At 56.1% G+C, this 15,601-nt stretch carries 14 protein-coding genes and 1 tRNA gene; 7 read left to right on the forward strand and 8 right to left on the reverse strand.

Annotated elements, in window-relative coordinates:
- Positions 1 to 85: 85 nt before the first annotated feature.
- A complete protein-coding gene (mgtE, locus tag SK62_RS06395) occupies positions 86 to 1,522 on the forward strand; it encodes a magnesium transporter (RefSeq protein ID WP_006811337.1) in 1,437 nt (478 codons plus the stop codon).
- Here mgtE and SK62_RS06400 read toward each other — a convergent pair.
- Positions 1,485 to 2,780 (reverse strand): SulP family inorganic anion transporter, encoded by a 1,296-nt coding sequence (locus SK62_RS06400; protein WP_049017514.1) that lies wholly within the window; start codon positions 2,778 to 2,780, stop codon positions 1,485 to 1,487. The two genes, mgtE and SK62_RS06400, sit on opposite strands and share 38 nt — an antisense overlap.
- A gap of 187 nt (positions 2,781 to 2,967) precedes the next feature.
- Here SK62_RS06400 and mqo point away from each other — a divergent pair, with 187 nt between their 5' ends.
- A complete protein-coding gene (mqo, locus tag SK62_RS06405) occupies positions 2,968 to 4,617 on the forward strand; it encodes a malate dehydrogenase (quinone) (protein WP_032619315.1) in 1,650 nt (549 codons plus the stop codon).
- A gap of 134 nt (positions 4,618 to 4,751) precedes the next feature.
- Here the strand turns inward: mqo and eco are convergent, their stop codons facing one another.
- On the reverse strand, positions 4,752 to 5,261 hold the full coding sequence (gene eco, locus SK62_RS06410) for a serine protease inhibitor ecotin (RefSeq protein ID WP_032648923.1): 510 nt from the start codon (positions 5,259 to 5,261) through the stop codon (positions 4,752 to 4,754).
- Positions 5,262 to 5,463: 202 nt separating this feature from the next.
- On the opposite strand from eco, the gene SK62_RS06415 reads away from it, so the two are divergent.
- On the forward strand, positions 5,464 to 5,724 hold the full coding sequence (locus SK62_RS06415) for a DUF2534 family protein (RefSeq protein WP_006811332.1): 261 nt from the start codon (positions 5,464 to 5,466) through the stop codon (positions 5,722 to 5,724).
- A 66-nt stretch (positions 5,725 to 5,790) separates the two neighbouring features.
- Here SK62_RS06415 and SK62_RS06420 read toward each other — a convergent pair.
- The 3 genes from SK62_RS06420 to SK62_RS06430 all read right to left on the reverse strand — a co-directional run bounded on the left by SK62_RS06420 (position 5,791) and on the right by SK62_RS06430 (position 7,948).
- Positions 5,791 to 5,867: transfer RNA gene (locus tag SK62_RS06420), tRNA-Pro, on the reverse strand.
- 73 nt (positions 5,868 to 5,940) lie between these two features.
- Positions 5,941 to 7,701 (reverse strand): LPS biosynthesis-modulating metalloenzyme YejM, encoded by a 1,761-nt coding sequence (yejM, locus tag SK62_RS06425; protein WP_047719280.1) that lies wholly within the window; start codon positions 7,699 to 7,701, stop codon positions 5,941 to 5,943.
- Positions 7,702 to 7,720: 19 nt separating this feature from the next.
- On the reverse strand, positions 7,721 to 7,948 hold the full coding sequence (locus tag SK62_RS06430) for a YejL family protein (RefSeq protein ID WP_001135586.1): 228 nt from the start codon (positions 7,946 to 7,948) through the stop codon (positions 7,721 to 7,723).
- A gap of 134 nt (positions 7,949 to 8,082) precedes the next feature.
- Between SK62_RS06430 and yejK the strand changes: the two genes are divergently transcribed.
- Positions 8,083 to 9,090: a nucleoid-associated protein YejK gene (gene yejK / locus SK62_RS06435; RefSeq protein WP_017693031.1), complete on the forward strand. Its 1,008-nt coding sequence runs from the start codon at positions 8,083 to 8,085 to the stop codon at positions 9,088 to 9,090.
- A gap of 51 nt (positions 9,091 to 9,141) precedes the next feature.
- On the opposite strand, the gene rplY is transcribed toward yejK, so the two are convergent.
- Positions 9,142 to 9,426 (reverse strand): 50S ribosomal protein L25, encoded by a 285-nt coding sequence (gene rplY / locus SK62_RS06440; protein ID WP_015572298.1) that lies wholly within the window; start codon positions 9,424 to 9,426, stop codon positions 9,142 to 9,144.
- Positions 9,427 to 9,551: 125 nt separating this feature from the next.
- The gene (locus SK62_RS06445) at positions 9,552 to 11,312 is read right to left on the reverse strand and encodes a DEAD/DEAH box helicase (protein ID WP_017383402.1); all 1,761 of its coding nucleotides are present in this window, start codon (positions 11,310 to 11,312) and stop codon (positions 9,552 to 9,554) included.
- Between the two features lie 151 nt (positions 11,313 to 11,463).
- Here SK62_RS06445 and rsuA point away from each other — a divergent pair, with 151 nt between their 5' ends.
- From rsuA to SK62_RS06460, 3 genes are all read left to right on the forward strand, one after another.
- Positions 11,464 to 12,171 carry a 16S rRNA pseudouridine(516) synthase RsuA gene (rsuA, locus tag SK62_RS06450; RefSeq protein WP_045341042.1) on the forward strand — a complete coding sequence of 236 codons (708 nt, stop codon included), beginning with the start codon at positions 11,464 to 11,466 and terminating at the stop codon, positions 12,169 to 12,171.
- A gap of 15 nt (positions 12,172 to 12,186) precedes the next feature.
- The gene (locus SK62_RS06455) at positions 12,187 to 13,386 is read left to right on the forward strand and encodes a Bcr/CflA family multidrug efflux MFS transporter (RefSeq protein ID WP_017383400.1); all 1,200 of its coding nucleotides are present in this window, start codon (positions 12,187 to 12,189) and stop codon (positions 13,384 to 13,386) included.
- Between the two features lie 276 nt (positions 13,387 to 13,662).
- Entirely contained in the window at positions 13,663 to 14,007 is a 345-nt protein-coding gene (locus tag SK62_RS06460; protein ID WP_003859372.1) for a YejG family protein, read from the forward strand.
- 3 nt (positions 14,008 to 14,010) lie between these two features.
- Here SK62_RS06460 and yejF read toward each other — a convergent pair whose 3' ends face one another.
- Entirely contained in the window at positions 14,011 to 15,600 is a 1,590-nt protein-coding gene (gene yejF, locus SK62_RS06465; protein WP_045910719.1) for a microcin C ABC transporter ATP-binding protein YejF, read from the reverse strand.
- Position 15,601: the final 1 nt, after the last annotated feature.

Raw genomic sequence — 15,601 nt, forward strand, 5'->3', positions numbered from 1 at the left:
TTCTCCATCCCGACCCGCCGTTTATTCTTATTTACATATCCCCGCGCTATGCTTAACGCCAACTCATTTAATGGATTTATGATTGATGTCGGTATTAAAGAAAAACAGCGCCAGGCAGCGTGACCAGGAGCGTGCGCGGCTCATCTGGCTCCTGACGACCGATAAAGCGGTTACGTCAACGTTATTGGGTAAGCTAACCCTGGCTGAGCAATATGATGTCGGCACGCTGGCCGACGATATTGCTGAGGTAGGTGCGCTGGTTGCACATTTACCGCCCCCGGACCTGGCGGACACCCTGGAGGCATTGCCTTCCGAAGAGCGCCACGCCCTGTGGCGGCTGGTGCAGGATCACGAGCGCGGTCAGGTATTGCTTGAAGCCTCGGAAAACGTCTGGGATGACCTTATCGATGAGATGAGCGACCGGGACATCCTTGACGCCCTGCAAACGCTGGATATCGATGAGCAGATTTACCTCGTTCAGCATCTTCCGCGCAACCTGACCGGACGCCTGCTGGCTTCCCTGCCTGCTGAAGAGCGGGCGCGCGTGCGTCAGGTGATGCACTACGAGAAAAACAGCGTCGGCGCGATCATGGAGTTTGGCGTCATCACCGTGCGCCCGGACGTCACCCTGGGTACGGTGCAGCGCTATCTTCGTCGCCTGGGCAGTATGCCGGACAACACCGATAAACTGTTCGTCACCTCGCGGGATAAAACTCTGCTCGGGGAGCTGGAGCTGAAAACGATCCTGCTGAACAGCACCCAGCAGCGGGTGAGTGAGGTCATGGAAACCGAGCCGATGGTCTTCTCGCCGGAAGACGATGCCGAAAAAGCGGCGCGTACCTTCGAACGTGATGACCTGGTGAGCGCGGCGGTGGTGGATTCGGTGGGCAAGCTGATGGGGCGTCTGACCATCGATGAGATCGTTGACGTGGTCTATGAAGAGACCGATAACGACCTGCGTGCCCTTGGCGGGATCAGTGCCGAAGATGACGTTCATGCCTCCGTCGGCAAGGCCGTCAAAACGCGCTGGGCGTGGCTCGCCATCAATTTATGCACCGCGTTCGTGGCGTCCCGCGTTATTGACGGCTTCGAACATACCATTTCCCAGCTGGTGGCCCTGGCGTCGCTGATGCCGATTGTGGCGGGGATCGGCGGGAACACCGGTAACCAGACTATCACCATGATCGTTCGCGCCCTGGCGCTGGAAAACATACAGCCGGGTAATTTCTCGTGGCTGATTTTCAGGGAGATGGGCGTTGCGCTGATTAATGGCCTGGTCTGGGGCGGCATCATGGGCGGCATTACCTGGTGGCTGTATGATGATATGGCGCTGGGCGGGGTCATGATGCTGGCGATGGTGCTGAACCTGCTGGTGGCGGCGATGATGGGCGTGATTATCCCGTTGACCATGACTCGGCTGGGGCGCGACCCCGCGGTGGGGTCGAGCGTGATGATCACCGCCATTACCGATACCGGCGGTTTCTTTATTTTTCTTGGACTGGCGACGATTTTTCTTCTGTAGCCAGCGCTTTTTGCTTAAGTCGGGCAGGGAGGATGAACATCATCACAATCCCGCCCAGCACGCCAATCGCCAGGTTGCCGGTGAAAACCGTTGCCACAACCGTCACCAGCATCACGACGGTTTCAGCCACCGGCGCGTTTTTCAGCGTTCCGGGCTGAACGCTATGCCAGCTAAAGGTCTTGACGGCCACAATGGCCATAATTCCCGCCAGTACCGCCATCGGAATTTTGGCCATCACCTCGCTGAGCGCCGTAACCAGCACCAGCAGTACGATGCCCGCCGCAAGGGTGGAGATACGGCTTCTGCCTTTCCCCATCTCCACGTTAACGATGGTCTGCCCAATCATCGCGCAGCCCGCAATGCCGCCGTAGAACCCGGCCATAATATTGCCCACGCCCAGCCCGATGCTCTCGCGGCGCTTACTGGAGGGGGTAGCGGTCAGCTCGTCCACCAGTTTTGCCGTCAACAAGGATTCCAGCAGGCCAACGAAAGCGATACTTAGCGCGCACGGCCAGATGATGCTCAGGGTTTCCAGATTGAGCGGCACCAGCAGTTGCGTAAAGCCCGGCAAACCGCCGCCCATGGAACCTTCATCCCCTACCGTCGGCAGGATTTGCCCGCTGGTGACGGTGAACAAAGTCACCAGCACAATGGCAATCAGCGGGGAGGGCACGCTTTTGATATAGCGTGGCACCCACAGCACAATCAGCAGCGTCAGCACGAACAGGCCCACAATCAGCGGGCTTCGGCTCCAGAAATGGGGCACCTGGGCAAAGAAAATCAAAATGCCAAGGGCGTTAACAAACCCGGTCATCACCGACTGGGGAATAAAGCGCATCAGCCGCGCCATACCCAGCGCGCCGAACAGGATCTGAATCACGCCTGCCATCACCACTGCGGGCAGAATGTACTGTACGCCGTGTTGATGGACCATCGGCCCAATCACCAGCGCGACGGAACCTGCCGCCGCCGTCACCATGGCCGGACGCCCGCCGAGCAGGGAAAGGGCGAAACAGAGCACCACGGAGGCGATAAGGCTCACTTTCGGATCCACGCCCGCGACCACGGAAAACGAAATCACTTCCGGGATCAGCGCCAGCGCGGTAATCACACCGGCCAGGGTTTCGCGCATCAGACGGTGAGGCGAACGTAAAACAGTGGCGACATGGCCTTCTTGAGGTACAGACGAGTGGGGTAATGACATAACAATTCGCTGGTAGGGGCAGGCTTCCGTGCGCGCGATCACAAAGTGCAGCATGATAGCCAGGAAAATCGTCGGGTGCCAGCCTGTCTGCCAAATCCCTACAAACAATCCATCATTAAATTTCACAATTACAATAATTTCGTAACCTTTAAACAATATTTAAAAGTTGCTACCGTGCCACCGCAGCGTGTTTCACCTGTAATTTCCACGCATCAAGCACTATTCAACTAAGGCATAAATGATGAAAAAAATGACTGCCGTGCTCTTTTCTCTGGCCGTGGGGCTGAACGTCGTCTCGCTGGCGGCGAAGGCTGACGCACCAAAAGAGCAGGAAACGGATGTCCTTTTAATTGGTGGCGGCATCATGAGCGCCACGCTGGGAACGTATCTTCAGGAATTAGAGCCGAACTGGTCCATGACCATGGTCGAGCGCCTTGATGGCGTGGCACAGGAAAGCTCTAACGGCTGGAACAACGCCGGGACGGGGCACTCGGCACTCATGGAACTGAACTATACGCCGCAGAAAAAGGACGGTTCCATTAGTATCGAGAAGGCGGTAGAGATCAACGAAGCGTTCCAGATCTCACGTCAGTTCTGGTCTCACCAGGTGAACAGCGGTGTGTTGCACAATCCGCACTCCTTCATCAACACCGTACCGCACATGAGCTTTGTGTGGGGCGATCAAAACGTCAACTTCCTGCGCGCGCGCTACGCTGCCCTGCAACAGAGCACGCTTTTCCGCGGGATGAAATACTCTGAAGATCACGCTCAAATCAAAGAGTGGGCGCCGCTGGTCATGGAAGGCCGCGATCCGAACCAGAAAGTAGCGGCGACCCGCACTGAAATTGGTACTGACGTTAACTACGGTGAAATCACCCGTCAGCTGGTGTCCTCTCTGAAGAAAAAAGAGAACTTTAACCTGCAACTCAGCTCCGAAGTGCGTGGTTTCAAGCGCAACGCGGATAACAGCTGGAGCGTGACCGTTGCCGATCTGAAAAACAACGAAGCCGAGCATGTGATTAAGGCGAAGTTCGTGTTTATCGGTGCGGGCGGCGCGGCGCTGAAACTGTTGCAGGAGTCCGGTATTCCGGAAGCGGACGACTACGCGGGCTTCCCGGTCGGCGGCCAGTTCCTGGTGTCGGAAAACCCGGAAGTGGTTAACCGTCATCTGGCTAAAGTGTACGGTCAGGCCTCTGTGGGCGCACCACCGATGTCCGTTCCGCATATCGACACCCGCATGCTGGACGGTAAGCGCGTAGTGCTGTTCGGGCCGTTTGCCACATTCTCCACCAAATTCCTGAAAAACGGTTCCCTGTGGGATCTGCTGAGCGCGACCACGACGTCAAACGTCAAGCCAATGATGGACGTGGGGCTGGATAACTTCGATCTGGTGAAATACCTGATTAGCCAGGTGATGCTCTCTGATGAAGAACGCTTCGAGGCGCTGAAAGAGTACTATCCGCAGGCGAAGAAAGAAGACTGGCGTCTGTGGCAGGCGGGTCAGCGCGTGCAGATTATCAAACGCGATCCGAAAGAGGGCGGCGTGCTGCGTCTGGGCACCGAAGTGGTAAGCGATAAGGATGGCACCATTGCCGCGCTGCTGGGGGCATCTCCGGGGGCGTCTACCGCTGCGCCAATCATGCTGCACCTGATGGAAAAAGTGTTTAAGGACAAAGTATCCAGTCCGGAATGGCAGGCGAAGCTGAAAACCATTATTCCATCCTACGGTACGAAGCTGAACGGTAACGTTGAAGCCACGGAACAAGAGCTGGAATACACCAGCCGTGTTCTGCAACTGCAATACGTCAAACCGCAGGCTGCGGATGCTGCGCCTAAGGCAGAGCTGAAGCCTCAGGCGGAAAGCAAGCCGGTAGCGGATATCGCGCTGTAAGGTAAACGCAAAACGGTAACATCTGTTACCGTTTTTAGTGTTTTCTCCCTCTCCCGGTGGGAGAGGGTTGGGGTGAGGGCACCAGAACGCACCCTTTCCTGGTCGGGTAAGCGAGAGCGCCACCCGACTTATTATTAACGAACTACCGCTTGTCCTACCGTCTCATCCGCCTTCCATACGCGATATTTCACATCCACGTTTTCCGGCGTGTATACGACGATCGGCAGCTTGCTGTTATAGCGCAGCAGACTGTTATCACCCAGATACGCGGTAATAAATTTCTTCTCTTTCTTGCCGTCCGGGCACGCCATCATGGTGGAGACTGGCGAGGTTACTTTGTCGAAGACATAGTAGTCATAGCCCCAGCCTTCCAGCGTTTTGCTTTCCAGCTGGCCGCCCAGGCGATGCTGGTTGCAGTCCACTTCCAGCGTCTGGCCGATTAACAGCTCAACTTTGAAATTTGCTTCATCCTGCTGAGCCGGGAGCTGAATAACCTGGCGCTTCATCCCTTTGTCCGCTTGCGGATACGGAGCAACTTTTTCCAGCGGCTGCTCTTTCTGGGTTTCGCTGGCGAAAGCACTGGTGCTGGCGCACGCAGCGGCGATGAGGGCGATGGCAAATTTAGGTGCGTTTTTCACTGTCATTCCTTTTTGTTAAAACGATCCTGGAAAGACTAACATATAGCACGTGAATAGTTGGCGCAATTTACTCATATTTTCATTTTAAACGGAGTAATGCACTGCTTTTATGTTCATTTATTGGTGATTAATGCTGTGTTGGAGTCGATGCGGCAATCGTGTTATTTTACGCGTTAATTATTGTTATTCATCTGTAAAGGGAGGGGAGATGGTACGGGAAAAACTGAAGACACCTGAAGGCCGCAAGTTCCTGCTGGCGTTACTGGTTGTGTTTATGATTGCTGCTGCATGCGTGGGGCGAGCAACCATTGTCGGTGTGATTGAGCAGTACAACATCCCGCTCTCTGCCTGGACAACCAGCATGTTTGTCCTGCAATCGGCGATGATCTTTGTTTACAGCCTGGTGTTCACCGTCCTGCTGGCGATTCCGCTGGGGATTTTCTTTCTCGGTGGGCGTGAAAAACACTAAGCATTGCGCATGCGGAGACAGGCAATAAAAAACCAGCCATAAGCGGCTGGTTTTTTTGTGTAGTTTTGGTCGGCACGAGAGGATTTGAACCTCCGACCCCCGACACCCCATGACGGTGCGCTACCAGGCTGCGCTACGTGCCGACGCATAAAAGGAATACTACTCGATTCCTTTTTGAATGCAAGGGGCAAGCAACGCTAACTGATTCATAAATAATCAGTTAGCGATAAAGCGCTTCTCGTCTGTCAGCACCTGCAACAGCAAACTGAGCTGCGGTTTCTGGTCTTTCAGCTTCTCGCCTTCGAGGTTATACGTCTGGTAATTGCCGTTGCTGTTCAGCACCAGGGACAACGTCGGCGTGGTCACCACCAGCGTGTTTCCGCCAGCAGCCGTGACCCAGTTATGACGCCGCGTGGCGCTAAAGAGGTCTTGTCCCTGCGAGTACTCAATGGCCGGTGTGCTGACGTGCAGCAGCCGCTGCATTAACGTGGTCATGACGTCTTTATGGTCGGTGAGCATGTTGATGCGCTGCGCGGGAGTGCCCGGCCAGTGGATCACCAGGGGAACATGCAGGTTCGGACGCGACCAGTCCATGCCCTTCGCCTCGTCGCCGAGCGGCACGCCATGCCCCGCCGTGATAATCACGACCGTATTGTCCAGCTTGCCCGCGTCGCGCAGGGCGGTCAGTACGCGGCCGATCTGCGCATCGACGTCACCCGCCGCACGGCTATAGCGGCGCGCGAAGCCTTTCTGATTGCTGTCATCAAGCGTTGTGCCGTTAAACGCAACCCAGGAGAACCAGCGGTTATCTTCCTGCGCATAGCGCTTCAGCCAGTCTATCCACTGGTCAGCGGTCCGATCGTCAGACTGGCTCTGCGCGGCGGGCAGTGAGAAATCAGACAGCAGCGCCTGGCGGTACAGCGAGCTGTTGAAACCATCAGAGGCGAACAGCCCCAGCTGGTAGCCCTGCTGATTAAGCCCGGTAATCAATGCCGCCGGAATACGGGCCGACAGCACGCCGTCCATATAGCTCGGTGAAATGCCGTAGAACAGGCCGAAAATACCCGCGTCGGTCGAATTACCGGAGCTCATATGCTGAGTGAATACGATGTTGTTCTCAGCGAATTCAGCCAGCGCCGGCATCTGCTTCTCATAGCGGGAATAGTTCAGGCCATCGACGGTAATCAGCAGCACGTTCTGACCGCGGCCCATGTCGCGATATTTCAGATCGCTCAGGGGATACTGCACGCTGACCGCTTCCGGATTACCCTGTTCGACCAGACGACGCTGATACTCCTGCGCGTCCAGCAGGCCGTGTTTTTCGAGGAAACGACGCGCCGTCATCGGATAGGAGAGCGGCAGATTTGCGCGCTGCATGGTAATCGGGCGGTAGAAGTTCGCATCTGCCCAGATATACATCAGGTGCGAACCGATAAATGAGGCGAAAAAGAGCGCCGCGACGGGCTTCGCATAATGGCGGCGTCGGGTCAGACTGCGGAGTTTTTGCCAGCTCCACGTGGCGAACAGCATTTCGATCAGCAGGATAATCGGCACGCTGATAAACATCAGCTGCCAGTCGCGCGCGGTCTCGTTCTGATCCGGGTTAATCACCAGCTCCCAGACGACAGGATTCAGGTGCAGGTGGAAACGGGTAAAGACTTCGCTGTCGATCAGCAACAGCGTCATGCCCGCCGTCGCAAGAATGGCGGACAGGAAGCGCATCAGCCGCTGCGACATGACGATAAACGTCAGTGGGAACAGGATCAGCAGATAGGTGGCGAAGACCAGAAAGCTAAAGTGACCAACAAGACTCATCCACGAGTAGATGCGCCCGGTTAACGTGGTTGGCCAGTCCGCCACAAACAGATAACGGCAGCCGAGCACCATCGCCAACAGAATGTTGAACAGGGCAAACCAGTGCCCCCAGCTGACCATCTGGGAGACTTTTTCACGGTAGCGCTGACGATTCGTCACCATAAACTGTTGTTCGTTTCCCTTAGTGTGCCTGGTCGTCGCTAACGGAGGACTGCAAAGCCTGGGCGAAAGATTTGGCGATCGCCTGACGCTGAGCCGGAGCAACGCTGGTATTGATCAGGTTGGTAACCATATTTCCCAAAACCATCAGGGAGAGATCGGTTGGCGTTTTATGTTTTTCCAGTACGTTGACCAGCTCACTGAGCAATTGTTCAACGTGTTCGTCACTGTAGCGGGAATGTTGTGGCATAAATCAAAATCAGTTTGTTGAGAGAAGGGCGACATATTACCGTAGCAACAGCTTTTTTTCCCCTTTTTTATCTTCTGTTGCACACATGCGTTGGTGGTGGTTGAATACCGCCCGGTCTAAAAGGAGAGTTTATCATGAGTCTGGAAATCAACCAGATTGCCTTGCACCAGCTTATCAAGCGTGATGAGCAAACCCTTGAAGTGGTGCTGCGCGATTCGTTACTGGAACCAACGCCTACCGTTGTCGAGATGATGGCGGAGTTGCATCGCGTCTACAGCGCGAAAAATAAAGCCTATGGCTTGTTCAGCGAAGAGAGCGAACTGGCGGATAGCCTGCGCCTGCAACGTCAGGGCGAAGAGGATTTCCTGGCATTCAGCCGCGCTGCTACTGGCCGTCTGCGTGACGAGCTGGCGAAATATCCCTTCGCCGATGGCGGTATCGTCCTGTTCTGCCACTACCGCTATCTGGCGGTAGAGTATCTGCTGGTCACCGTGCTGAATAACTTAAGCAGTATGCGCGTGAACGAGCAACTGGATATCAGCTCAACGCACTACCTGGATATCAACCATGCGGATATTGTGGCGCGTATCGATTTAACCGAATGGGAAACCAACCCGGAATCAACGCGCTATCTGACCTTCCTTAAAGGTCGCGTGGGCCGCAAAGTGGCGGATTTCTTTATGGACTTCCTCGGTGCCAGCGAAGGGCTGAATGCCAAAGCGCAGAACAAAGGTCTCCTCCAGGCGGTGGATGACTTTACGGCTGAGGCGCAGCTTGATAAATCTGAGCGTCAGACCGTGCGTCAGCAGGTTTACAGCTACTGCAACGAGCAGCTACAGGCTGGAGAAGAGATTGAGCTGGAGTCGCTGTCCAAAGAGCTGGCAGGCGTCAGCGAAGTCAGCTTCCAGGAATTTACTGCGGAAAAAGGCTATGAGCTGGAAGAGAGCTTCCCGGCGGATCGCAGTACGCTGCGTCAGCTGACGAAATTTGCCGGTAGCGGCGGTGGGTTAACCATTAACTTTGATGCCATGCTGCTCGGGGAACGTATCTTCTGGGACCCGGCCACCGACACGCTGACCATTAAAGGCACACCGCCGAATCTGCGCGACCAGCTTCAGCGTCGCACTTCAGGCGGTAAGTAACAGCCATAAAAAAACCCCGCAAACGCGGGGTTTTTCTCGACAGGTTTGCGATTACGCGCGAACGAAGTCGATGTGAGTCAGTTTTGGCTTGAACGCGTGACGCTGAACAGCCTGAACTTTCACTTTTTCTTCTTTACCGTCAACAACGATGGTCAGAACTTCGCTGTAGAATTCAGCTTTGTTCTGCATGTTCCATACTTTGTCGTGATCCAGTTCAATAGCAACTGGAGCAGCTTCGCCACCGTAAACGATAGCCGGGAACTTGTTTGCGGTACGCAGGCGGCGGCTCGCACCCTTACCCTGCACGTTACGTACTTCTGCTTCGATAGTGAACATTGATTTCTCTCTGTATTTAAAACCCTACTACAGGCGACCCAGCAGCAGGTGAGTGTTCTGCCTCACGGATGTGAAGCGGGCGGCATTTTATACTCAAATGGCTCGCGCATCAACGAAAAGTCCCGTTAACCGCGCAATTCGTTTGCCCGGCGAAAGCGTCCTTCATAGTCAAAGACCTTCTCACGCACCTGCCAGAACTGCCCTTTTTTACGGGCGACAACAAAATCAGGATGGCGCAGTAACGCCTGCTGGCGCACGATATCGGCCACGGTTATCCAGCGCAGCGGCACGCCAGGCGTGCGGGTATGCGGGCGGATAAAGAGCTGCTCGAACGCGGTGCGCTGGGCGGGCGTCTGGACCCGGAACCGCTCGCTGACGTCTGCGCCATCCTCGTCGTAGTAGGTAATTTTTAGCCACTCGCCTTTTTCATCCGCGCCGGGCTGTAAGGCCATGCCGGAACAGCGCAGCACCAGCGCATCTTTCAGCTTCAGCGCCGCTTTCAGCATGTCGTCCGGGTCGACCAGGACCGTGTCGCACTCCCGACAGCGGCGGGCGGCAATGTCGTTTTCGGCATTGCACTGCGGGCAGTTTTTGAAGCGGAAGCGGAAATCACACTGTTCGCGATGGCCTTCATCGTCTTCAAACCAGCCCTGACAGCGGCGGCCAAAATGTTCGATCAGCGTGCCGTCGGCGGTGGTTTTCCCCCAGAAGGTGTTGGCAAACCCGCAGGCAGGGCAAAAAACCTGAACGGGCACGTTGTCGCTCTTGCCTTTTGGCGTGCCGACTTCCGGCGAATAGAGATCGTGCGGGTTACCGGCGTAATCAAGGATCAGACAGTCGGTTTTGCCCGGCGCCAGACGCAGCCCGCGGCCAACAATCTGCTGATACAGGCTGACGGATTCCGTCGGGCGAAGAATCGCAATCAGGTCGACGTGCGGGGCGTCAAAGCCGGTGGTTAGTACGGAGACATTCACCAGATAGCGGAACCGCTGAGCTTTGAAGTCCTCAATCAGGCTGTCGCGCTCCGGGCCGGGGGTTTCACCGGTAATTAACGCCGCGTCGTCGGCGGGCAGCAGCCCCGTAATTTCGCGCGCGTGTTCGACAGTGGCAGCAAAAATCATCACCCCTTTGCGCGTTTGTGCGAACTCTTCAATCTGGCTGATGATATGCGGCGTGATCCGCTTCTGTTTTTTCAGCTCATGGTTAAGATCAGCCTCGCTGAACAGCCCGTTGCTCTGCACCTGTAAGCGGCTGAAATCGTACTGCACGACGGGCATATCCAGCCGCTCCGGCGGCGTCAGGTAGCCGTGCTTGATCATGTAGCGCAGCGGAAGCTCATAGATACAGTCGCGGAACAGGGCCTTTTCATCGCCACGCACCATGCCGTGATAATGAAACTGATAAATCCAGCCCTTGCCCAGACGAAACGGCGTGGCGGTGAGGCCAAGCAGACGGAGGTGAGGATTCACCTTTTTCAGATGAGTGAGGATTTGCTGATACTGGCTGTCGTCGTCATCGCTGATGCGGTGACACTCATCGACAATCAGCAGGGAAAACTCGCTGCGAAACAGTTCCAGGTTGCGCGCAACGGATTGTACGCTGCCAAACACCACTTTTCCGTGGCTCTCTTTGCGCTTCAGTCCGGCGGCAAAAATGTCGGCCTCCAGGCCGAGCGCGCAATATTTGGCGTGGTTTTGCGCCACCAGCTCTTTGACGTGCGCCAGCACCAGCACGCGTCCGCGGGCCAGGCGCGCCAGTTCGGCAATCACCAGGCTTTTACCGGCTCCGGTCGGGAGAACGATGGCGGCGGGCTCCCGATGCTTGCGAAACCAGGCGAGGGTGGCATCAACGGCTTCCTGCTGATAGGGGCGTAATGTGAACGTCATGGCTTCTCTATTCAGTTAACTCGCATATAGTATGCCACGAAACTTTTTCCCTTGAGTGGCGCAACCAGACCATTATACTGAACTGTTTCTGACTGCTTCTTTTTCGGACGCGTAGTCCGACTTCCAGCACCATTAAGGCTAAAAAGATTTCATGCGACTTGATAAGTTTATCGCTCAGCAACTCGGCGTAAGCCGCGCTATTGCCGGGCGTGAAATTCGCGCCAGCCGCGTAACCGTGGACGGCGACATTGTGAAAGACAGCGCTTTTAAACTCCAGCCTGAGCACCAGGTGGAGTATGACGGCAACCCGCTGACCCAGCAGAATGGCCCGCGCTACTTCATGCTCAACAAACCGGAAGGTTACGTCTGTTCAACGGACGATCCGGATCACCCGACGGTGCTCTACTTCCTCGACGAACCTGTGGCGCACAAGCTGCATGCGGCAGGGCGACTGGATATCGATACCACCGGCCTGGTGCTGATGACCGATGACGGCCAGTGGTCGCACCGCATCACCTCCCCGCGCCATCACTGCGAGAAAACCTATCGGGTGACGCTTGAGTCTCCGGTCTCGGATGACACGGCAGAGCAATTCGCGAAAGGCGTTCAGCTGCATAATGAGAAGGATCTGACCAAACCGGCGGTGCTGGAAATCCTCACCCCCACGGACGTCCGTCTGACCATCAGTGAAGGCCGCTACCACCAGGTGAAACGGATGTTTGCCGCCGTGGGCAACCACGTTGTGGGGCTGCATCGTGAACGTATTGGCGCGATTGAACTCGATCCAGACCTGGCGCCAGGGGAATATCGCCCGCTGACGGAAGAAGAGATTGCCAGCGTCGGGCTGCCTTCACGCTAAATTCAGGAGAACCCTGTGACCACCAGGCCACACTCGTCGTTTAAAATTGTATTTATCCTTGGCCTGCTGGCCATGCTGATGCCGCTGTCTATCGATATGTATCTGCCCGCGCTGCCGGTGATTTCCGCGCAGTTTGGCGTACCGGCAGGCAGCGCGCAGATGACGCTCAGCACCTACATTCTTGGTTTTGCCCTCGGTCAGCTCTTTTATGGCCCAATGGCCGACAGCCTGGGGCGTAAACCGGTTATCCTGGGCGGGACATTGATATTTGCCGCGGCGGCGGTGGCCTGCGCGCTGGCGCAGAGTATCGATCAGCTGATTGTGATGCGCTTCTTCCATGGCCTGGCGGCGGCTGCGGCAAGCGTGGTGATTAACGCGCTGATGCGCGACGTCTACCCGAAGGAAGAGTTCTCACGCATGATGTCGTTCGTCATGCTGGTCACGACAATTGCGCCGCTGGTCGCCCCCATGGTGGGCGGGGCGGTCCTGGTGTGGTTCAGCTGGCATGCGATTTTCTGGATCCTGGCGATTGCCGCGCTGCTGGCCTCGGTGATGATCTTCGTCTTTATCGATGAAACGCTGCCGGTCGAGCGACGTCAGAAGTTCCACATTCGCACCACGCTTGGCAACTTTGCCTCGCTGTTTCGCCATAAGCGTGTGCTCAGCTATATGCTGGCCAGCGGCTTCAGCTTTGCCGGAATGTTCTCGTTCCTGAGCGCGGGGCCGTTTGTGTACATCGAACTGAACCATGTGTCACCCCAGCATTTTGGTTACTACTTCGCGCTGAATATTGTGTTCCTGTTTGTGATGACCATTATCAACAGCCGCTTTGTCCGGCGGGTTGGGGCGCTGAATATGTTCCGAGCCGGGCTGTGGATCCAGTTCGTGATGGCTATCTGGCTGGTATTGAGCGCGTTGCTGGGCGTCGGTTTCTGGGCGCTGGTGGTGGGCGTGGCGGCGTTTGTCGGCTGCGTGTCGATGGTTTCATCCAACGCGATGGCGGTGATCCTCGACGAATTTCCGCATATGGCGGGCACCGCCTCGTCGCTGGCAGGAACGTTCCGTTTCGGAATTGGCGCGATAGTCGGGGCGCTGCTCTCGACGGCGACGTTTAATACCGCCTGGCCGATGCTGTGGGCTATTGCCCTCTGCGCGACCTGCTCCATACTCTTCTATCTTTACGCCAGCCGGCCGCGAAAGACGGCGCATAAATGACCACTTAAGGCCCGTGACGGGCCTTTTTGTTGACCCATATCAACCAACCCTCCGTTCGTTTACCCTGTGTTTGTTTCTTTTATGTAAAATCTATTTATGTAAAAAGTCACATCATTGTATTTAAAAAGGTTGAGTTAGATCGCAGAAACGGGTACATATAGCGCCGACGCGAGCCTGCAACGCCTATAAAATCCGCTAAACAGTGCAGGTTGGCGATGATGTGTTACTATAAATGTAAATAAATTGTGAAGTAAATTTGCTTCCGGGGATCTGAACGTGAATACATTACAACTCTCCATTGTCCATCGCTTGCCCCAGAGCTATCGCTGGTCGACGGGTTTTGCAGGTTCGAAAGTTGAACCGATTCCGCAAAGCGTTGCCGGGGAGGATAATTGTCTGGTGGCCCTCAAACTGCTCAGCCCGAGCGATGAAAATGCGTGGCCGGTCATGGAACGTCTCAGCCAGGCGCTGACGGACATCGAAGTGGACAGCTCCGTGCTGGAATGCGAAGGTGAGCCGTGCCTGTTTGTTAACAGCCAGGATGAGTTTGCCGCCACCTGTCGTCTGAAAAACTTCGGCGTGGCCATTGCCGAGCCGTTCTCCGGTCAATATCCTTTCTGAGTGCTAGTCAGCGGACAATAGCTGGCGCGTGTAATCCTGCGTCGGCGCGGTGAATACGCGCTGGCACTCTCCCTGCTCAACGACTTCTCCCTGCCGCAATACCACCACCTGATGGCAAAGCGCACGCACCACCTGTAAATCGTGGCTGATAAAGATATAGGCCAGCCGATGCTTTTCCTGTAGCCCCTTCAGCAGCGCCAGAATTTGCGCCTGCACGGTGCGGTCCAGGGAAGAGGTTGGCTCGTCCAGCACGATCAGCTCCGGTTTCAGGATCAGCGCGCGGGCAATCGCTATACGCTGGCGCTGTCCGCCGGAAAACTCAGCCGGATACCGGTGCCGGGTCTCGGGATCTAAACCCACTTCCGCCATCACCCGCATCACGTCGATTTCACGCTGTTGCGCCGTCATTGTCGGCTGGTGGACGCGCAGGCCCTCTTCAATAATCTGTAATACGCTCAGGCGCGGGTTAAGCGAAGAGTTTGGATCCTGAAATACCACCTGCATCCGCGGACGCACGGGAAGCATCATCCGGCGATTCAGGTTTTGCAGCGGCATGCCGTCAAAAACAATGCTTCCCTGAGAGGCGATCAGGCGCAGCAGCGCCAGGCCGGTGGTGCTTTTGCCTGAACCGGACTCGCCCACAAGCCCAAGCGATTCGCCTGGACGCAGAGCGAAGCTCATGTCTTTCAGAACATGATTGTGATCGACCACGCGACGCAAAATGCCTTTGCGGATCGGGAATGACACCGACAGCCCCTCAACCCTCAGCAACGGCGCGCTGTCAGCGTTAAGCGGAACCGGGTCGCCAGCGGGTTCGCTATCGAGCAGGCGCTGTGTATACGGGTGCTGAGGCGCGCTCAGCAGGGCGGATGCCCGGTTCTGTTCCACGCAGCGGCCGTTTTGCATCACGGCCACCGTGTCAGCGAGCTTTTTCACGATGCTCAGGTTGTGCGTAATAAACAGCAGGCTCATGTTCAGCTCGTCGCGCAGTTCGCGCAGCAGTTGCAGAATTTGTGCCTGTACCGTGACGTCCAGCGCGGTAGTAGGTTCATCGGCAATCAGCAGTTCGGGGCGCGTGAGCAGGGCCATTGCAATCATCACGCGCTGGCGCTCGCCGCCGGAAAGCTGGTGCGGGAAATCGTTCAGCCGTTTCGCCGCATTACGGATACCGGTGCGTTCAAGGCAGTCCAGAATTTCACCCCGCGCTGCCTCTTTACGCATTCCCCGATGAAGTGACAGCACTTCATAGAGCTGTTTTTCCAGGGTATGCAGTGGGTTGAGCGACACCATCGGCTCCTGAAAAATCATGGCGATGGTGTTGCCACGAATGCCGCGCAGGGTTTGCTCGTCAGCGTTCAGCAGCGATTGTCCATGGAACAGAATATCCCCCTGCGGATAGCTGACCGGCGGGGAAGGGAGCAGGCGCAGCACCGACAGCGCCGAAACGCTCTTACCGGAGCCGGATTCCCCGACCAGCGCCAGCGTCTCTCCGCGCTGGATCTGCAACGATAAATCCGTCACCACCGTGCGTGATTCGCCCTGTTTTGAAAACGCAATCGACAGGTTCTCTATGCTCAGAAGAGGCCGGGTCATG

The sequence above is a fragment of the Enterobacter sp. BIDMC109 genome (assembly GCF_001037885.1).
Classification (GTDB): domain Bacteria; phylum Pseudomonadota; class Gammaproteobacteria; order Enterobacterales; family Enterobacteriaceae; genus Enterobacter; species Enterobacter hormaechei_C.